We start from the raw sequence: 17,459 nt of genomic DNA, 5'->3' as shown, positions 1-17,459 counted from the left end.
TCATTGTTCTGCAAATATGCATGGCAACGGTGGCCATTCCGCGCCGTCAAATGCCGCATCCGGGCTTGTTCGGATATGGAATCAATGTAAACGTGGCCCGTGATGGTGCCCCCGCGAGGGGGTTTAAAAGGGAACCGGGTGAAAGTCCCGGACTGCCCCCGCAACTGTGACCGGCGAGCGGCCCGGCATGTACCACTGGCGCATCTGCGCTGGGAAGGTCCGGCCCCGCAGCGACCCGGCAGTCAGGAGACCTGCCATCGGGAACGAAACATGCCGGGGCACCGGCCACTAATGCCGCCGGGGTGGTGGTGAGGAGAGACAGACATGCATATCGAACCGGGCGTCGTGGACGGCGCAAAGATGGTTTTCGCCTATGGAACCGCTGCTGCTGCGGCGGGTTATTCGCTGAAACTGGCCGCCAATGACCTGAAATTCGCCAACATTCCCGCTTTTGCGATCCGTGCGGGTCTGGCCACGGTCGGCACGTTCGCCTTTTTCGAGGTCCTGCCGCATTTCTCAGCCGGCATCTCCGAGGTGCATTTCATTCTTGCGACAACGTTGTTCCTGTTGCTGGGCGCCGGTGCAGCGGCTGCGGGGCTGACCATGGGTTTGCTGATCCAGGGATTGCTCTTTGCGCCGACCGATCTGCCGATGTTTGCGGTGAACATGACCACCCTTCTGGTGCCGCTGTTCGTGTTGAACGCGCTGGCCAGGAAGATCGTACCCGAGGCGCGCGCCTATGTGGATCTGGATTACGCGCAGGTGCTGAAGATGTCCGCCGTCTATCAGGGCGGCGTGATCGCCTGGGTGGCGTTCTGGGCAATCTACGGTCAGGGTTTCGGTGCCGAGAACATCCAGTCGGTTCTGGCTTTTGGCGCGGCCTATGCGCTGGTGATCGTGATTGAACCCGTTGCGGATCTGGCGGTACTGGCCGCGGCAAAGGGTCTGCGCGGTGCCAAGGCGGCGGGCGTGTTCACGCCTCGTCTGTTCAACGCGGCCTGAGGCTCACACAGATTCATCAGAGGAAGGGCCGCCCAGCGCGGCCCTTTTTTGCGACATGATCCAACTTTCCCTCATTGGCATCGGCACGGGCAATCCCGATCATCTGACCGGAGAGGCGCGGCGCGCGATGGCCGAAGCCGACCTGTTCCTTGTGCCGCATAAGGGGCCGGGCAAGTCCGATCTGGCCGATCTGCGTACGCAGATTATTGCGCAGGTGCGCCCAGATGCGACCGTGGCCCTGTTCGACATGCCGGTACGGGATGATACGCTGCCCTATATCGCGCGCGTGGATGCCTGGCATGACGAGATTGCGCGCATCTGGACGGGTACGATCGCCAAATTCCCGGAGGCGCGCCGCGTTGCCCTGCTCGTCTGGGGGGATCCGTCGCTTTATGACAGCACGTTGCGCATTGCCGCACGTCTGAACCCTCAGCCCGCATTGCGCGTGGTGGCCGGGATCACGTCCGTGCAGGCCCTGACGGCAGCCCATGCCATACCTTTGAACGGCTTGAACGCGCCCGTAACGATATCGACGGGCCGGCGATTGGCAGATGAAGGCTGGCCTGCGGGATGCGAGACGCTGGTGGTGATGCTGGACGGGAATTGTACGTTCCAGACCCTGGATGGCGACGGGTACGACATTTGGTGGGGCGCCTATCTGGGCATGCCCGAACAGATCCTTGAGGCCGGCCGCTTGGGTGATGTCGCGGCGCGCATCTGCAAGACCCGTGCGCGGGCACGGGCAGAGCACGGCTGGATCATGGACACCTACCTTTTGCGCCGCAGGTCCTGACCGCAGCGCGGCCCGCAGTGAACTGCTGAAAAATTGGGCGGAATGACCGGCAAAATGCGGCGGACGAACGCGGGGGCTGGTCCTGCGCGGCGGGGAATGCTCATATCGGGCCAAGACGAAGGCTGCTGCCCTGACCATGACTGCACATATGCCCATCCCCGCCCCGACGGGCGCGCAGCCGCGCGCCATCGGATCCGTGCGGCTGTCGACCAAGCCCCTCGGCACACGCAGCGTGATCGGCGATCTCTATCAGCAGGGCGCGGCCAAGGTTGTGTTTCCACGTGCCAATCTGGGGCTGACAGGTGTGCTGTTGAACACGTCGGGCGGGGTCACGGGGGGTGATCGGTTTAACTATGCCGCTGCGGCGCAAAGCGGCACGCATCTGACCCTGACCACCCAGGCTTGCGAACGCGCCTATCGGGCGCAGCCGAGCGAGACGGGGTATGTGACGACATCGCTGAATGTGGCGCCGGAGGCGACGCTGTGGTGGTTGCCGCAGGAGACTCTGGTATTTGATGGCTGTGCCTTTGACCGTCGTCTGACCTGTGATGTGGCGCCGGGAGGCCGGGCCCTGCTGGTCGAGGCGCTTTGCCTCGGGCGGATTGCGATGGGCGAAGACCGTGTTCAGGGCCGCATGCGCGACAGGATTACGGTGACGCGGAATGGCGCGCCCCTGGTGCAGGACGCATGGTGCCTTGACGGAGACATGAGCGCGCAGATGGGCGGCACCGCTGTCGGGATGGGGGCCACGTCGATGGTGAGCGTGACCTGTGTCGGCCCGGATGCGGCCCTGCATTTGACTGCTGTGCGGGGGTTGCTGCCGGAGAGTGGCGGCGCCAGCCTGTTGGCGGAGGACGTGCTGGTGATGCGTCTGTTGGCGCCGTCAGGCTATGCCCTGCGGCGCGACCTGCTGCCCATTCTTGACCACCTGACAGATGGCAACCTGCCCTTGTGCTGGAGACTTTGACTCATGCAACTGACCCCGAGAGAAAAAGACAAATTGCTGATCGCGATGGCTGCGGAGGTGGCCCGCAAGCGGCTGGCACGCGGCGTCAAGCTGAACCACCCGGAGGCGATTGCGCTGATCACCGATGCGGTTGTCGAAGGCGCGCGGGACGGCCATTCGGTGGCACATATGATGGAGGCCGGGGCGCAGGTGATCACGCGTGATCAATGCATGGAAGGCGTGCCGGAGATGATCCACGACGTGCAGGTCGAGGCGACCTTTCCCGATGGCACCAAGCTGGTGACCGTGCACAATCCAATTCGATGATGGACATGCATATTTGTGGAACAATGAAACAGGAGGTGGCACGATGATCCCAGGTGAAGTGATCCCCGCAGAGGGAGACATCGAGCTGAACACCGGCGCGTTGGCGATCACGCTGCATGTGGCCAATACCGGTGACCGGCCCGTACAGATCGGCAGCCACTATCATTTTGGCGAGGCCAACAGCGCGCTGGAATTTGATCGCGCGGCGGCACGTGGCATGCGGCTGGATATCGCGGCGGGCACTGCGGTGCGGTTTGAGCCGGGGCAGGCCCGGGACGTGACGCTGATCCCCATCGGGGGTGGGCGCCGGGTCTTTGGGTTCAATCAGCAGGTTATGGGCGACCTTTGAGCAGGGCAAACCCAATGGGAGGACAAGACGATGTGTGACGTATGTGTGATGAATGCGGTCAAGGACCGGATGCTGTCGCGACGCGATTTTTTCCAGACGGCGGCGCTGGCGGGCGCGGCGGCGGCTGTCGGTGTAACGGCGGCACCGCCCGCGATGGCGGCGGGCCACGGGTCGGTCGTGGACATGACGCACAAGCTGAGCCCTGATTTTCCGACATTTTTCGGCGTGCCCGGCATTTCGATGGAGCAGCAGTTCAACTTTGCCGATCACGGGTTCAACCTGTTCAACCTGTCAATCAATGAGCACACGGCGACCCATATCGACGCGCCGCTGCACTTCTCGGCGGATGGGACATCGGTGGACGAGATCCCGGTGAGCGATCTGGTGATCCCGCTGTGTGTGGTCGACATCGCGGCCCGTGCGGCCGAGAACCCGGACGCGCAGGTGACACCCGAGGATTTGAAGGCGTGGATCGCGGCCAATGGCGACATTCCGGACAAGGCGTGCATCGCAATGCATTCCGGCTGGGCGGCCAAGTCTGGCGACGCGGCGGCCTATGTGGGCAATGACGACGCGGACGTGAAACACTTTCCCGGCTTCCATCCGGAGGCGACGCAGATGTTGCTGGAAGAGACCACGGCGGCGGCCATGGCGGTGGACACGCTGTCGCTGGATCACGGGCCGTCGGCGGATTTTGCCACGCATTACGCCTGGTTGCCTGCGGGGCGTTACGGGATCGAGAACCTCGCCGGTCTGGACAATGTGCCTGCCGCCGGTGCCACGCTGGTCGTCGGCGCGCCGACGCATCCGGGCGGCACAGGTGGTCCGGCCCGCATCTTTGCGATGGTCTGAGTGGCGACTGCTCCGCTCATAAGTGACGACGCGGCCAGCGCAGAGATGCTGGCCGTGATCGGCATCGCGATGCGGACCAATGGTTTGGTGACAGCCAAGCAGGTGCCGGTGGATGAGGTGTTTGAGGCATGACCGCACAAATCAACATGAGCCACGACTATGAAGCGTCCGCAAAAGATGTCTGGGCAATCGCAACGGATTTCGCAGCCCTGGCCGAGGTTTGCCGTCCTTTGATCCGCTTTACCGGGTTGCCGGAGGGCCGATGCGCGCCTGGACAGCGCGTCACTGTAGGCGTGCGGTTGTTCGGTGTGCTGCCCCCGCAGGACTACACGATGGAGGTTGTCGAGCAGGATGATAATGCGATGACCCTTAGGTCTTCTGAACATGGTGCCGGTGTCAGAAGCTGGCGGCATCACCTGTCCGTGGAGTCAACTGCAACGGGGTCGCGGTTGCTTGACACAATTGACATTGATGCGGGCCCGATGACGCCGCTTGTGGCGTGGTGGGGTCGGAAACTTTATGCCCATCGGCACAAGGGTCGGCTGCGCCTGCTGGCCGAACGCGCCTCGAATTGATCCAAGGAACCGCTTATGCCCACATCCATCTCCCGCCGCGATTATGCTGCCATGTTTGGCCCCACTGTGGGCGACAAGGTGCGCCTCGCTGACACCGACCTGATCATCGAGGTCGAACGTGACCTGACCGCCGAAGCGGCGGGGGCCGCAAGCACTGGGGGCAGTGGCGACAATGCCATGCTTTATGGCGAAGAGGTCAAGTTCGGCGGCGGCAAGGTGATCCGCGACGGGATGGGGCAGTCACAGGTCACGCGGGCCGAAGGGGCGGTCGATACCGTCATCACCAATGCGCTGATCGTGGATTGGACGGGCATCTATAAGGCGGACGTTGGCCTGAAGGACGGGCGCATCGCGGCCATTGGCAAGGCAGGAAACCCGGACACGCAACCGGGCGTGAACATCATTATCGGGCCGGGCACAGAGGCCATCGCGGGCGAGGGCAAGATCCTGACGGCGGGTGGGTTCGACAGCCACATCCACTTTATCTGTCCGCAACAGATCGAGGATGCGCTGCATTCCGGCCTGACCACGATGCTGGGTGGGGGCACGGGGCCTGCGCACGGCACGCTGGCCACTACCGTCACGCCGGGGCCTTGGCATCTGGGGCGGATGATGCAGGCGGCGGATGCGTTTCCGATGAACCTGGCCTTTGCGGGCAAGGGCAATGCGTCTCTACCCGCCGCCTTGGAAGAACAGATCAAGGCCGGGGCCTGTGCGATGAAGCTGCACGAGGATTGGGGCACGACGCCCGGTGCGATTGATTGCTGCCTGTCTGTGGCGGACGACATGGACGTGCAGGTGATGATCCACACGGACACGCTGAACGAAAGCGGTTTTGTCGAGAATACGGTGGCCGCGATGAAGGGCCGGACCATCCACGCCTTTCACACCGAGGGCGCGGGTGGCGGGCACGCACCCGACATTATCAAGATCTGCGGCGAAGAGCATGTATTGCCTTCGTCGACGAACCCGACGCGCCCGTTCACGGTCAATACGCTCGAAGAACACCTCGACATGCTGATGGTATGCCACCACCTCGACAAGTCGATCCCGGAGGATGTGGCCTTTGCCGAGAGCCGTATCCGGCGTGAGACGATCGCCGCCGAGGATATCCTGCACGACATGGGTGCGTTTTCGATCATCGCGTCGGACAGTCAGGCGATGGGTCGTGTGGGCGAGGTGCTGATCCGCACCTGGCAGACCGCCGACAAGATGAAGAAACAGCGCGGCCCCCTGCCCGAGGAAACTGGTGACAACGACAACATGCGTGTGCGCCGGTACATTGCGAAATACACGATCAACCCGGCGATTGCGCACGGGATCAGCCACGAGATCGGCAGCATCGAGGTGGGCAAGCGGGCCGACCTGTGCCTGTGGAACACCGCATTTTTTGGGGTCAAGCCCGAGATGGTCCTGTTGGGAGGCACCATCGCCTGTGCGCAGATGGGCGACCCGAATGCGTCGATCCCGACGCCGCAGCCTGTCTATACCCGTCCCATGTTCGGGGCCTACGGTCGGTCGGTGGAACGGTCGGCGGTGACCTTTGTGTCGGCCGCAGCGCAGGCCGAGGGGATCGGTGCGTCACTGGGGCTGGCCAAGGACACGGTGGCGGTTCAGAACACCCGCAATATCGGCAAGAAGGACCTCAAGCTGAATACCGCCACGCCGCATGTGGAGGTGCATCCCGAGACCTACGAAGTGCGCGCGGATGGCGAATTGCTGACCTGCACACCCGCCGAGGTGTTGCCGATGGCGCAGCGCTATTTCCTGTTTTGATGGACCTGTCCGTGGCTGAGATATCCCCAGACCAAGCGCACCAGTGTTATGGAGTTGTGCGTGGCCGAAAGACCGCCGCCGCAACGGGCCTCGAAATCTAGGTCGCCAACCGCATCCGCCCGGCCCTAAGGCCGGACAGCCCCCGACCGCCTCCCCCGGGCGGGGGTTTCCCCCACCCGGCGGCCGGGGCCCGCCCTTTTTCGAGTAACATGCAGACAGCTCAAACCTATCACGCCCACACCCATGGCACCCCTGCCGATCATATCCTGCTGACCTACGAGGACCGGTTTTTGCGCCGCAAGGTGCTGACGCTCGCGTCCGGTGCGCAATTGCTTGTGGACCTGCCACAGACCACGTCCCTGGATCATGGCGGAGCGCTGATCACCACTGACAAGGCAGAGGTTGAAATCATTGCAGCACCCGAGCCATTGCTTGAGGTCACCGGCGACAGCCTGCACCGGATCGCGTGGCATATCGGTAACCGGCACACACCTTGCCAGATCGAGGACACGCGACTGCTGATCCAGCGGGACCATGTGATGGCGGACATGTTGTCCAGGATCGGCGCGACAACGCGCGACGTGGTGGAGCCGTTTACCCCCGAAGGCGGCGCTTATGGCCACGGGCGCACCCATGGGCATGACCATTCCCACGCGCATACATGACCCATGCGCTGACCCTCATGCAGTGGCTGTCGCCCGCGTTTCCCGTGGGGGCCTTTGCCTATTCGCACGGGCTGGAACAGGTGATTGCGGACGGCACTGTGCACGATGCGGACGGTCTGCATGACTGGTTGGCGGATATTGTGGGGTGCGGGTCAGGATTTGCCGATGCGGTTCTGCTGACGGCGGCGCATGGCGCGGACGATACGGCCCATGTCGACGCCACTGCGCGCGCCTTTGCCGCCAGTGCGGAGAGGCTGAAGGAAACCGACCTGCAAGGGGCGGCTTTTTGCGACACGGCCCGCGCGGTCTGGGGCCTTGATCTGGTGGCCCTGACCTATCCCGTTGCCGTGGGCGCCGCGGCACGCGCCATGGCGATCCCGCTTGATCAGACGCTGCCGCTCTATCTTCAGGCATTTGCGTCGAACCTGGTGTCGGTGGCGCAACGCGCCCTGCCCCTGGGCCAGACCGACGGTCAAACCGTCATCGCGCGGCTGACCCCAGTCATCGCCACGACCGCCGCCACCGCTGCAATGACGCCGCTGGACGACCTGACCGCGACCAGTTTCGCAGCCGATATCGCATCCATGCGCCACGAAACCCTGCAACCAAGGATCTTTCGCACATGACACAACTGAACGGACCCCTGCGGATTGGCATCGGCGGCCCGGTCGGGGCGGGCAAGACCACCCTGACCGCCGCCCTTGCCGCCGCCCTCAAGGACCAGCACTCCATCGGGGTGATCACAAACGACATCTATACCCAAGAGGACGCCGAAGAGCTGATGCGGCGGCAGATCCTGCCACAGGATCGCATCATCGGCGTCGAAACCGGCGGCTGCCCGCACACCGCCATTCGTGAGGACGCGTCGATCAACCTCGCCGCCGTGGCCGAGATGCGACAGCGCCACCCGGAGGTCGAGGCAATCCTGATCGAATCCGGTGGGGACAACCTCTCGGCGACCTTCTCGCCAGAGCTGGCGGACATTACGCTCTATGTCATCGACACCGCCGCGGGTGAGGAAATCCCACGCAAGGGCGGGCCCGCGATCACGAAATCCGACCTGCTGATCATCAACAAGACCGACCTTGCCCCTCATGTGGGCGCGTCACTGGAAGTGATGGAACGGGATGCGGCCCGGATGCGGGGCGCGCGCCCCTTTGTCTTTGCGGCGTTGCGCCACGGCAGGGGCGTCGAGGAGATCATCACCCATATTCGCGCGCTGTCGGGGCTGGGCATGGCGACTGTCTAACGACACGCGTCGCTGAAAGGCCAGTTGGTTCGTACACGGGCCGACACATGCGGCTCGGTCCGTGTTCCCTGTGTGCAGACACACAGGGAGGCCCGCATGTCACACCCCCGCACCCGGTCCGGTGGCCGCGCGCACCGACGCGCGCTGCGCAGTGCACCCAACGTTGCGATGTTGCCCGGTCTGGCAAACACCCTGCCTTGGTGCGAGATCATGGACGGGTCGCAGGTTGAACGGATCGATGCGGCCTCGATGGACATCCTCGAGAACGTCGGTGTCGTGTTTCGCGACGACATTGCGCTGGCAGATTGGAAAGCGGCCGGGGCCAAGGTGGACGGAGATACTGTGTTTCTGGACCGGGGGTTGGTGCGCGACCTGATCGCCACGATCCCTTCGGATTTCACCTACCACGCCCGCGACCCTAAAAAGAACGTGCGCTTGGGCGGGCGGCACAGCATCTTTGTCCCCATGACCGGTGCGCCGTTCCTGCGCGATCTGGACGACGTGCGGCGCAATCCGACGCTGGATGATCTGGCGATGTTTCACAAGCTGAGCCACATGATGCCCGCCCTGCATTCATCGGCGCACCACATCGTCGAACCCTATGACCACCCCATCAGTCACCGGCATCTGCGCATCACCTATTCGTCGATGAAGTATTCCGACAAAACGTTCATGGGCATGACCACCAGCCCCAAGAACGCCGAGGATGTGATGGACATGTGCGCCATCCTGTTCGGCGACGATTTCATGGAAGATCACCCTGTGACCACCGGCAATTGCAACGGCAATTCCCCCCTTGTCTGGGACGAGACGATGCTGGGCGCGATGCGCGCTTTCAGCAGGCGCAATCAGCCGGTATTGTGCTCTCCGTTTGTGCTGGGCGGGGCGAATACGCCTGCCTCGGTCGCGGCGTCCGTCGCGCAGCTGAATGCCGAGGCGTTGTCGGCGCTGGCCTATACCCAGGTGATCCGGCGCGGTGCGCCCGCGATTTACGGTCACTACCTGTCGACCGTGTCGATGAAATCCGGCGCGCCCATGGCCGGAACGCCCGAGATTTCCATGATGAACTTCATGATCGGTCAGATGGCGCGCCATTACGGCGTCCCGTGGCGCACGTCGAACACGCTGGGCGGGGCCAAGACCTTTGACGCGCAGGCCGGATATGAAAGTGCCACGACCCTGTCGGCGGTGATGCATGCGGGGGCCAATTACATCTGGCATTCCGCAGGCTGGAACGAGGCGGGCATGCACTGTTCCACGGCCAAGTTCATCGTGGATGCGGAACAATGTGCCATGGCCTACCGGATGGCGCAGGGCGTGCAATGGGACGACTTTGACGCAGCACTGGCGGCGGTGCCGGATGTGGGCCCCGGCGGGCACTACCTCGGCCATCCGCATACGCAGGACAATTTCCAATCGGCGTTTTTCATGCCCGAACTGTTCGACAACAACTCCATCGAACAGTGGCAGGCCGAGGGCGGCAAGGAGATCACCGAGCGCGCCCTGATCCATGCGCGGTCCTTGCTCGGCACCTATGAGGAACCGGCGCTGGATCCCGCCAAGGACGAGGCGTTGCGCGACTATATCGCCCGGCGCGAGCGCGAGATCCCGGCAGCGGACGCGCTGAACCAGGATCACTAGCCGCCTATTCCGCGCCTGCCTGCCATTCCTTCCAACGCAGATAGGCGTTTGCGCCGAGGGCCGCGAAAGGCTGCGGCGGCAGGCGTTTGAGATCGGCCTCGGCGTCGAAATATTCCGTGATTGCGGACGTCTGGCCCAGCGCCCGTTCGGCCGCGGCAATGCCGGTCAGCGTGCCCCGCGCGGTGCCCAAACCGTTCTGAACACAGGCACTGTAAAGACCCGGCGCAATCTCGCGCGCATGGGCCACCCCGTTGAGACTGAGGCACAGGTGTCCGCCCCAGGAATAGGCCTGTTTCACCCCGTTTAGCGCCGGAAATCTTTGGTCAAATTTTGCGCGGTGCTGGCGGGCGGCGCGGCGCATGTCGCGTGGTGTCGGCACCAGTCCAGGGCGCACGACGGCAGCGGTGCGGGTCACGATGTGGTGCCCGCCCTGGCCCGCATCGATGCGGCGCATGGTCGTGCCCATTGGGTCCGACGGCGTGACACCCCAGCGATCCGCGCCACCCATGGCTGCGCGCGCCTCTGGCCCCAAGGGTTCGGTCATCGAGGCAAAGAGGAACAGTTGAACGAGACGCCCCCGCGCGATGCCAAAGCTTTCAAGATGCCCGTTGACGGCGGTGATAACCCGCGGCGCGGTCACGCGGCCCTTGGGCGTTTTCAACACCCAGGCCGCACCCGCCTGACTGACCGACAGAACCGGCGTGTTTTCAAAGATCTGTGCGACGCGGTTGATCCCCTGCGCCAGCCCGCGCACGTATCCTGCGGGCTGTAACATCACGGTGCCGGGGGTATAAAGGCCAGACCGGTAGTGGCGCGAGCCGGTCAGTTCCTGCATCGCTTGCGCGTCCAGCCATTCGCTGGGTTCCGCAAGGTCCGCCAAGTGTTTGGCATAGCTGCGGTTATGCGCGTCCCCCTTGGCCGTGGCCGCCCCGTTCACCTTGCCCGCCGGATCAAAGAAATCCGGTGGAATGTCGTATTCCGCCACCGCGTCGCGGGCAAAGTCGATGGCCTGCCGATTGAGGCGCGTGAGCGTGGTGTCGTCGCCTGCGCCCGCATAATCGTCGGAGGCAAGATCATGGGGCAGATCGATCATGAAGCCCGAGTTGCGGCCCGAAGCCCCTTCGGCGATCCGGCCCGCCTCGAGCAGAACCACGCGCAGGCTTGGGTCAAGTTGCATTACCCGGCGCGCGGCAGAGAGGCCCGCGAACCCGCCGCCGATGACCGCGATATCTGCCGTCAGCGCCTGATCCAGCCGATCAAACCGTGGCCCCGGCCCGAGGATGTCCGCCCAGGCCGCCGGTCCGCGATGGGACGGCAGCCGCCGCGCGACAAAGCTCACTCGACCGCCTCTTCGTCGTCGTCGGTGAGGTCGAGCCAGATGGTTTTCAGCTGTGTGTATTGATCATGGGCGTGCACCCCGTTGTCCCGTCCGCCAAAGCCCGACATCTTCATGCCGCCAAAGGGCGTGGAAATATCGCCCTCGCCATAACTGTTGACGGTGACCGTGCCCGCGCGCAGCATCCGTGCCCCGCGCAGCGCGCGTTTGGCATTGGCAGTAAAAAGCGACGCGCACAGACCGTAAGCCGTGTCATTGGCGACCGCGATCGCCTCGTCAAAGGACTGCACGGTGATCACCGACAACACAGGGCCAAAGATTTCGTCCCGTGCCAATGGGTTGTCGGACGAAGTTGCCACAACGGTTGGAGAGACAAAGGGTTTATCCACAGATCCGCCCACAAGGATATCCCCAGCCTTGTCCACATACCCACAGACCTTGTCGAAATGCGCGCCACTGACCAGCGCGCCCTGACGCGTCTCGGGATCGAGCGGATTGCCCACGGGGAGGCGGCGCATATGCGCCTCGATCCGTGTCAGCAGGTCGTCGCGCACATCCGCATGTACGATCAGGCGCGAAATCGCAGAGCAGTTTTCGCCCATATTCCAGAACGCACCGTTCACCACATGCTGCGCAACGCGGTCGAGGTTTTCTGCGTCGTCCATCACCACGCAGGGGTTCTTGCCGCCCATCTCCAGAACGACCTCTTTGGCATTGGAGTCAGCGGCATAGCGCAGGAACTTCATCCCGGTTTCAGTGCTGCCGGTAAAGCTGACCATGTCGATGTCCATGTGCCGCCCGATGGGTTCGCCAACATCCCCGCCCAACCCCGGCACGACGTTGAGAACCCCGCGCGGCACGCCCGCCTCCATCGCCAGTTCGGCCATGCGCAACGCGGTCAGCGTTGTTTCCTCGGCTGGTTTCAGCACGATCGAGCACCCCGCGGCGAGTGCCGGGCCGATCTTCCAGGCCATCATCAGAAGCGGGAAGTTCCAAGGCAAAACCAGCCCGACCACGCCAACCGGTTCGCGGACCACCAGCGCGATGTGCTCCTCGGACGCAGGCGCGACGGAATCGTAAATCTTGTCAATGGCTTCAGCGTGCCACTTGATGCAGTGGATCGCCTCGGGGATATCCACGGTTTCGCAATCATAAATGGTCTTGCCACTGTCGATGCTTTCCAACACGGCCAGTTCACGGGCGTTGCGGGTCATCAGCTTGCACAACCGGATCAGCACATCCTTACGGTCGGACGGGTGCATCCGCGACCAGCGCCCGTCATCAAAGGCGGTGCGTGCATGGGTGACGGCCACATCCACATCCTCGGGCCCGCAGGCGGCCACTTGGGCGATCACGTCACCGGTGGCCGGGTTCACACTGTCAAAGGTCTTGCCAGAGATCGCTGGCCGGAACCCACCGTCGATGAATGCGGTTGTAGCGGGGCTGAGGTCAGCCGCGATGGCGCGGTATTCCTGAGTGGTCAGCACGGTGTCAGCCCTCCTGTTCGATGGCGGCGATGGTGGTTTTCAGCACGCGGATCACCTGTTCCAGCGCGCGTTTGTCGTCTTTGTTCAAGGCCTTGAGCGGCGGTCTTATTGCGCCGGTGTCGATGCCCTGGCAGGTCACGCCGTACTTGATCGACTGCACGAACTTGCCCCCCTGTTCCAGCACCCGCATCAGCGGCATCATGGCGGACATGATGCGGCGGCCCTTGTCGAAATTGCCCTCGACCGCGCACGCGCGCCACAGGGCGAGATGTTCGTCCGGCAGGAAATTCGAGCCGCCGCAGACCCAGCTGCGCGCGCCCCACGCAAAGAACTCGAGCGCCTGGTCGTCCATGCCGCAGGACATCTGGATATGTGGGTAATCGCGCGCCAGCAGGTGCACGCGATTGATATCGCCGGAGCTTTCCTTGATGGCGCAGACGTTGCGGCTGCGACCGACGCGGTCGAGGAACTCTTCGCCCATGTTGACACCCATCCGGCCCGGATAGTTGTAGAGCATGATGGGCAAGTCCGCCGCCTTGTCGATGGCCAGTGTATTGAGCGCATTTTCCCGGTCCGTCGGCACGGCATAGGGGGGAGTGGCCACGAGCAGCGCGTCCGCGCCCATCTCCTTGCCGCCCAGCGCGAGGGCCATGCTGTCGGCGGGCAGCATCGCACCGGTGCCCATGATAACTGGCACGCGGCCCGCCACGATCCGCACCGTCTCGCGTGCGACGGCCAGGCGTTCGTCCACAGTCATGGCATAGTTCTCGCCCGTCGATCCGCCCGTGATGATCCCGTGCACGCCGGCTCCGATCAGATGATCAAGAACGGCCTGCAACGCCCCGAAATCATGGGTATAATCGGCGTTGAACGGGGTCACGACGGGCGTGTAGATCCCGTTGAATTCCATCTTCGGTGTCATCCGGCACTCCTTGCGGTGGTGCCCAGCGGCACATCGAGCGCACCGGGCATGACATATTTCTCAATCTCGTCGCGCGACAGCTGCCAATGGGCGATGGCAAGATCGCCCGCCGCCTGGGCGTCACGCGCAACAATTGCGTCGATGATGGCCTCATGTTGCGTGCGGGCCGTGTCGATGTTGCGCTGTTGGGTGGCGTCTTGGGGCGCGTAAAAGGTTATCGAGATGCGGGCATGATCAAGCAGCAGCCGATTGAAACTGGGGCTGAGATAGAGGTTGTCCGACATATCGCCTGTCACACGGTGAAACTGGATATTTGCCAGCGCACGCTTGGCCGCATCTCCATCGTCAAGCGCCGTGCAGAACGCGGCCTGTGCCGCGCGCAGCGTGTCGATCTGGTCGGCACTGCGGTGGGTCGCGGCCAGTTGCAGGATCGCGCTGTAGATCATCGGGGCCGCGATAAAGAACGCGCGCAAGGAGGTTTGCGACATCTCTGACACCTGCGCCCCACGGTTCTGGCGCAGCGTGACATAGCCCTCGCCCGCCAGCTGGCGCAGCACCTCGCGCATCGGGGTGCGGGACAGGCCGAATTCGGCGCACAGGCGCGTTTCGTCCAGATCGGCACCGGGGCGCAGGTCCAGGGTCAGGATGTTTGAGACGAGTGTCGCGTAGACGCGATCCTTGGGTGAAGAATCAGCTTGCATACATATTGTATACAAACCAAATACCGACGGTGCGAGTCCGTTCTTCCCGCGCGACTAGACGAAATCGATGAACCGGTTCATTGGCATTTCGCGGATGCGTTGGCCGGTCGCGGCAAAGATCGCATTGGACAAGGCCGCCGCCGCAGGGGGCACCATCGGTTCCCCGACCCCACGGACCTGGTCGCCGTTTTCCAGCCCGCGCACCATTATGTTCGGCGCTTGATACATCCGCATCCCTTCTGCGTCGTAATAATTCACCTGCTCGACCTGGCCGTCGGCATAGGTAATTTCCGAGTTGATCGCGTGACCCAGCGCCCAGACCACACCGCCCTGCACGTTGTTTTCGAAATTGACCGGATCGACGACCCGACCCACATCCAGCGCGGCCCAGACATTGTCGATGCGGATGCCATCTGTCGTCTGGGTCACCTCGATGACTTCGGCCGCGGGCACGCCAAAGGACATGCAGAAGGCGACACCGCGGCCCACGCCCGGCGCGGGTGGCGCACCCCAGTTCGACATCTCTGCCACGGCCTCCAGCGTTTTGCGCGAGGGGTCATGCCAGCACAGGCGCAAGCGTTCCTCCATCGGGTCCGCGCCCGCGGCGTGGATCAATTCATCAAGGAATACGTCGTGGAAGAACCCATTCGTAGATGCCCCGACCGACCGCCAGGAACTGATAGGTGCGAGTTCGGGTGCGCGGTAACCGGTCACGCGGCAATTGGGGATGCGCATTGGCTGGTCCCAAGCGCCTGCGACGATCTGCATGTCGGGGCCAGGCACGGGCAGGCCCTGGCGGCCCATCTGGCTTGCGATGATCGAGGGCATGGCGATGCCCAGGTCCATCGTCTCGACCCGACCGTCGCGGACCGTTCCGCGCCCGCGCGCCATGGCGATCTGGCGGGTGTCGTCATGGGTCATGTCCTCTTCGCGGCTGTAGGTCAGCTTGACCGGCGTGCCGGGCAGTTGCGCGGCAATCTCGGCGGCCTCGCGCACGACGCGGTCTTCGAGGCGGTGCCCGAAGCTGCCGCCCATCATCTGCACGTGGACAAAGACCTGATCGGGGTCCCTGTTGACGATGCGCGCCACGTTGGTCTGCACAAAGCGGGGAATCTGTGTGCCGGTCCAGACATCGACGCGGTCGGGCGTGACCTGCACGGTGGCCGAGATCGGCTCGAGCGGGGCGTGGGCCAGATAGGGAGCGCGGTAGGTGGCGGAGACAACGGGACCTTTGGCCAATGCCGCATCGACGTCGCCGTCATCGCGCCTGCGACTGTCGCGGGCGCTTTCGTCAAAGCTGTTTTCCAGCGCGGCCCAATGTGCGTCCATCTCTGGCGGATAGGGCGCGTCGCCCCAGGTGATGTCGATGGCATTCACGGCCTGAATCGCGCGCCACGTGTTGTCGGCCACAACCGCGACGCCGCCCGTGATGGGCAGAACGGCCCTGACCCCGCGCATGGTTTCCGCCGCTGTCGCGTCAAAGTCCAACATCGCCCCCCCGCGCCGCGGGTTCGTGCGCACCGTTGCGTGCACCATGCCGTCCAGTTCGAGGTCGATGCCATAGGCTTGGGTGCCGGTTGATTTCGCGACCATGTCCAGCCGTGTTACAGCACGGCCGACAAGCCGCCATTGCGACGGATCCCGCAGGGTGACATCCGTGACCGGGTCAATGTCCGCGGCCACGGGCGCTAGGGTCGTATAGGGCAAAGCCTGCCCATCGGGCAGCAGCACGGCGCCGTCCTGTGTGCGCAGGTCGCCGACGGGGATACCTGTTTGTCGTGCGGCCGCTGCCTTGAGTGTCTCGCGCGCCACAGCCCCGGCCATGCGCAGTTTTTCGAAACTGTCGGGCACCGTGGTCGAGCCGCCGGTGATTTGCAGGCCCAGAAGTTTGATCATCACATCCATGAAGCCGCGAGCCGAGTTAGCGACCAGCCCGTCATCCGTGGCCGCGAAGGGTGCCGCGTCATTGGCCAGCGCAGTGTTGTAATAGGCCGGGCCGGGCAAGCCGGGGTCCGCGGTGATCTGGTCGAGGGTGACATCCAGTTCTTCGGCGATCAGGGCGGCTTGCACCGAATAGGCCCCCTGCCCGCTGTCCGCACGTGGCGTGATCAGGGTGATCCCGCCCGCATCAATGCGCACATAGGGCGTGATCGCAGCACTTTCGGGGCCAATCTGGTCCAGCAGCGGGTTCGGGACCGGGCGGCGGTAGGCGTAGGCCCCAAAGGCGACGCCACCTGCAACGGCGACCGATCCGATCAGAAAGCTGCGGCGGGCGATGGTTCCTACGCGGCTCATTCCCTGGCCTCCGCGATTGCCGCGGCGGCGGTCTTGATCGCGGCGCGGATGCGGGGATAGGTGCCGCAGCGGCACAGGTTGCCAGACATGGCGGTGTCGATGTCGTCATCCGTGGGCGCAGGATTTTCCGCCAGCAGGGCGGCGGCCTGCATCATCTGGCCCGCCTGACAGTACCCGCATTGCGCAACCTGATGCGACAGCCACGCGGCCTGAACCGCGTGCAGGTTTTCAGGGTTGCCCAGCCCTTCGATCGTGGTGACCGGGTCCCAGACATCCGCGGCAGCGGTCTGGCAGGACCGGACGGCCTCTCCGTCGATGTGCACCGTGCACGCCCCGCATTGGGAGACCCCGCACCCGTATTTGACGCCCTTGATTTTCAGCTCGTCCCGCAGCACCCACAACAGGGGCATGTCCGGTTCGACATCGACTTCGTGGTCACGGCCATTGACGTTCAGCTTCATTTTGCCCTCGGTTGACTGCCTCGGCTGACAGATAACACCCGGAAACAAAGTCAAAAGTCGCGGATCGCGCCAATGGACATGA

19 protein-coding genes and 1 riboswitch are annotated in these 17,459 nt (G+C 63.8%); of the genes, 13 read left to right on the top strand and 6 right to left on the bottom strand.

The genetic code is table 11. The annotated features are described in order from the left end of the window. Window positions 1-86: 86 nt before the first annotated feature. Window positions 87-274, top strand: a riboswitch (cobalamin riboswitch). A gap of 50 nt (window positions 275-324) precedes the next feature. From Q0949_RS04770 to Q0949_RS04710, 13 genes are all read left to right on the top strand, one after another. Further along, complete coding sequence (locus Q0949_RS04770; RefSeq protein ID WP_299369108.1) at window positions 325-1,002, top strand: energy-coupling factor ABC transporter permease; 678 nt, start codon at window positions 325-327, stop codon at window positions 1,000-1,002. Between the two features lie 55 nt (window positions 1,003-1,057). Then, window positions 1,058-1,795: a precorrin-6A synthase (deacetylating) gene (gene cobF / locus Q0949_RS04765; protein WP_299369106.1), complete on the top strand. Its 738-nt coding sequence runs from the start codon at window positions 1,058-1,060 to the stop codon at window positions 1,793-1,795. Between the two features lie 148 nt (window positions 1,796-1,943). Continuing rightward, the gene (locus Q0949_RS04760; RefSeq protein WP_299369104.1) at window positions 1,944-2,762 is read left to right on the top strand and encodes an urease accessory protein UreD; all 819 of its coding nucleotides are present in this window, start codon (window positions 1,944-1,946) and stop codon (window positions 2,760-2,762) included. Between the two features lie 3 nt (window positions 2,763-2,765). Further along, window positions 2,766-3,068, top strand: coding sequence for an urease subunit gamma (locus Q0949_RS04755; protein WP_299369102.1), 303 nt, complete (start codon window positions 2,766-2,768; stop codon window positions 3,066-3,068). A gap of 43 nt (window positions 3,069-3,111) precedes the next feature. Further along, window positions 3,112-3,417, top strand: coding sequence for an urease subunit beta (locus Q0949_RS04750; protein ID WP_299369100.1), 306 nt, complete (start codon window positions 3,112-3,114; stop codon window positions 3,415-3,417). A 30-nt stretch (window positions 3,418-3,447) separates the two neighbouring features. Continuing rightward, complete coding sequence (locus tag Q0949_RS04745; protein WP_299369098.1) at window positions 3,448-4,269, top strand: cyclase family protein; 822 nt, start codon at window positions 3,448-3,450, stop codon at window positions 4,267-4,269. Then, window positions 4,270-4,401: a hypothetical protein gene (locus tag Q0949_RS04740; RefSeq protein ID WP_299369096.1), complete on the top strand. Its 132-nt coding sequence runs from the start codon at window positions 4,270-4,272 to the stop codon at window positions 4,399-4,401. After that, a complete protein-coding gene (locus tag Q0949_RS04735) occupies window positions 4,398-4,844 on the top strand; it encodes an SRPBCC family protein (protein ID WP_299369094.1) in 447 nt (148 codons plus the stop codon). The genes Q0949_RS04740 and Q0949_RS04735 overlap by 4 nt, the downstream gene beginning before the upstream one ends. 15 nt (window positions 4,845-4,859) lie before the next feature. Beyond that, complete coding sequence (ureC, locus tag Q0949_RS04730; protein ID WP_299369092.1) at window positions 4,860-6,620, top strand: urease subunit alpha; 1,761 nt, start codon at window positions 4,860-4,862, stop codon at window positions 6,618-6,620. Between the two features lie 209 nt (window positions 6,621-6,829). Further along, window positions 6,830-7,285: an urease accessory protein UreE gene (gene ureE, locus Q0949_RS04725; RefSeq protein WP_299369090.1), complete on the top strand. Its 456-nt coding sequence runs from the start codon at window positions 6,830-6,832 to the stop codon at window positions 7,283-7,285. Further along, window positions 7,282-7,911, top strand: coding sequence for an urease accessory UreF family protein (locus Q0949_RS04720; RefSeq protein WP_299369089.1), 630 nt, complete (start codon window positions 7,282-7,284; stop codon window positions 7,909-7,911). The genes ureE and Q0949_RS04720 overlap by 4 nt, the downstream gene beginning before the upstream one ends. Continuing rightward, window positions 7,908-8,534, top strand: a complete 627-nt coding sequence (gene ureG, locus Q0949_RS04715; RefSeq protein WP_299369087.1) for an urease accessory protein UreG — start codon at window positions 7,908-7,910, stop codon at window positions 8,532-8,534. The genes Q0949_RS04720 and ureG overlap by 4 nt, the downstream gene beginning before the upstream one ends. Before the next feature lie 96 nt (window positions 8,535-8,630). Then, window positions 8,631-10,175 carry a trimethylamine methyltransferase family protein gene (locus tag Q0949_RS04710; protein ID WP_299369085.1) on the top strand — a complete coding sequence of 515 codons (1,545 nt, stop codon included), beginning with the start codon at window positions 8,631-8,633 and terminating at the stop codon, window positions 10,173-10,175. 4 nt (window positions 10,176-10,179) lie between these two features. Here Q0949_RS04710 and Q0949_RS04705 read toward each other — a convergent pair whose 3' ends face one another. The 6 genes from Q0949_RS04705 to Q0949_RS04680 are packed head-to-tail and all read right to left on the bottom strand — an operon-like array spanning window position 10,180 to window position 17,377. Beyond that, window positions 10,180-11,514: an FAD-binding oxidoreductase gene (locus Q0949_RS04705; protein ID WP_299369083.1), complete on the bottom strand. Its 1,335-nt coding sequence runs from the start codon at window positions 11,512-11,514 to the stop codon at window positions 10,180-10,182. After that, the gene (locus Q0949_RS04700; protein ID WP_299369081.1) at window positions 11,511-12,998 is read right to left on the bottom strand and encodes an aldehyde dehydrogenase; all 1,488 of its coding nucleotides are present in this window, start codon (window positions 12,996-12,998) and stop codon (window positions 11,511-11,513) included. The genes Q0949_RS04705 and Q0949_RS04700 overlap by 4 nt, the downstream gene beginning before the upstream one ends. 4 nt (window positions 12,999-13,002) lie before the next feature. Continuing rightward, window positions 13,003-13,920, bottom strand: coding sequence for a dihydrodipicolinate synthase family protein (locus Q0949_RS04695; RefSeq protein WP_299369079.1), 918 nt, complete (start codon window positions 13,918-13,920; stop codon window positions 13,003-13,005). Continuing rightward, window positions 13,917-14,621, bottom strand: a complete 705-nt coding sequence (locus Q0949_RS04690; RefSeq protein WP_299369077.1) for a GntR family transcriptional regulator — start codon at window positions 14,619-14,621, stop codon at window positions 13,917-13,919. Before Q0949_RS04690 ends, Q0949_RS04695 begins: the two co-directional genes overlap by 4 nt. A 54-nt stretch (window positions 14,622-14,675) precedes the next feature. Further along, window positions 14,676-16,916, bottom strand: a complete 2,241-nt coding sequence (locus tag Q0949_RS04685) for a molybdopterin cofactor-binding domain-containing protein (protein WP_299369075.1) — start codon at window positions 16,914-16,916, stop codon at window positions 14,676-14,678. Beyond that, window positions 16,913-17,377 carry a (2Fe-2S)-binding protein gene (locus Q0949_RS04680; protein ID WP_299369073.1) on the bottom strand — a complete coding sequence of 155 codons (465 nt, stop codon included), beginning with the start codon at window positions 17,375-17,377 and terminating at the stop codon, window positions 16,913-16,915. Before Q0949_RS04680 ends, Q0949_RS04685 begins: the two co-directional genes overlap by 4 nt. Window positions 17,378-17,459: the final 82 nt, after the last annotated feature.

This window comes from uncultured Tateyamaria sp., assembly GCF_947487805.1.
In the GTDB taxonomy this organism is placed as follows: Bacteria; Pseudomonadota; Alphaproteobacteria; order Rhodobacterales; family Rhodobacteraceae; genus Tateyamaria.
The sequence above is the reverse complement of the archived record's forward strand: the minus strand, read 5'-3'. Positions and strand labels throughout refer to the sequence as shown.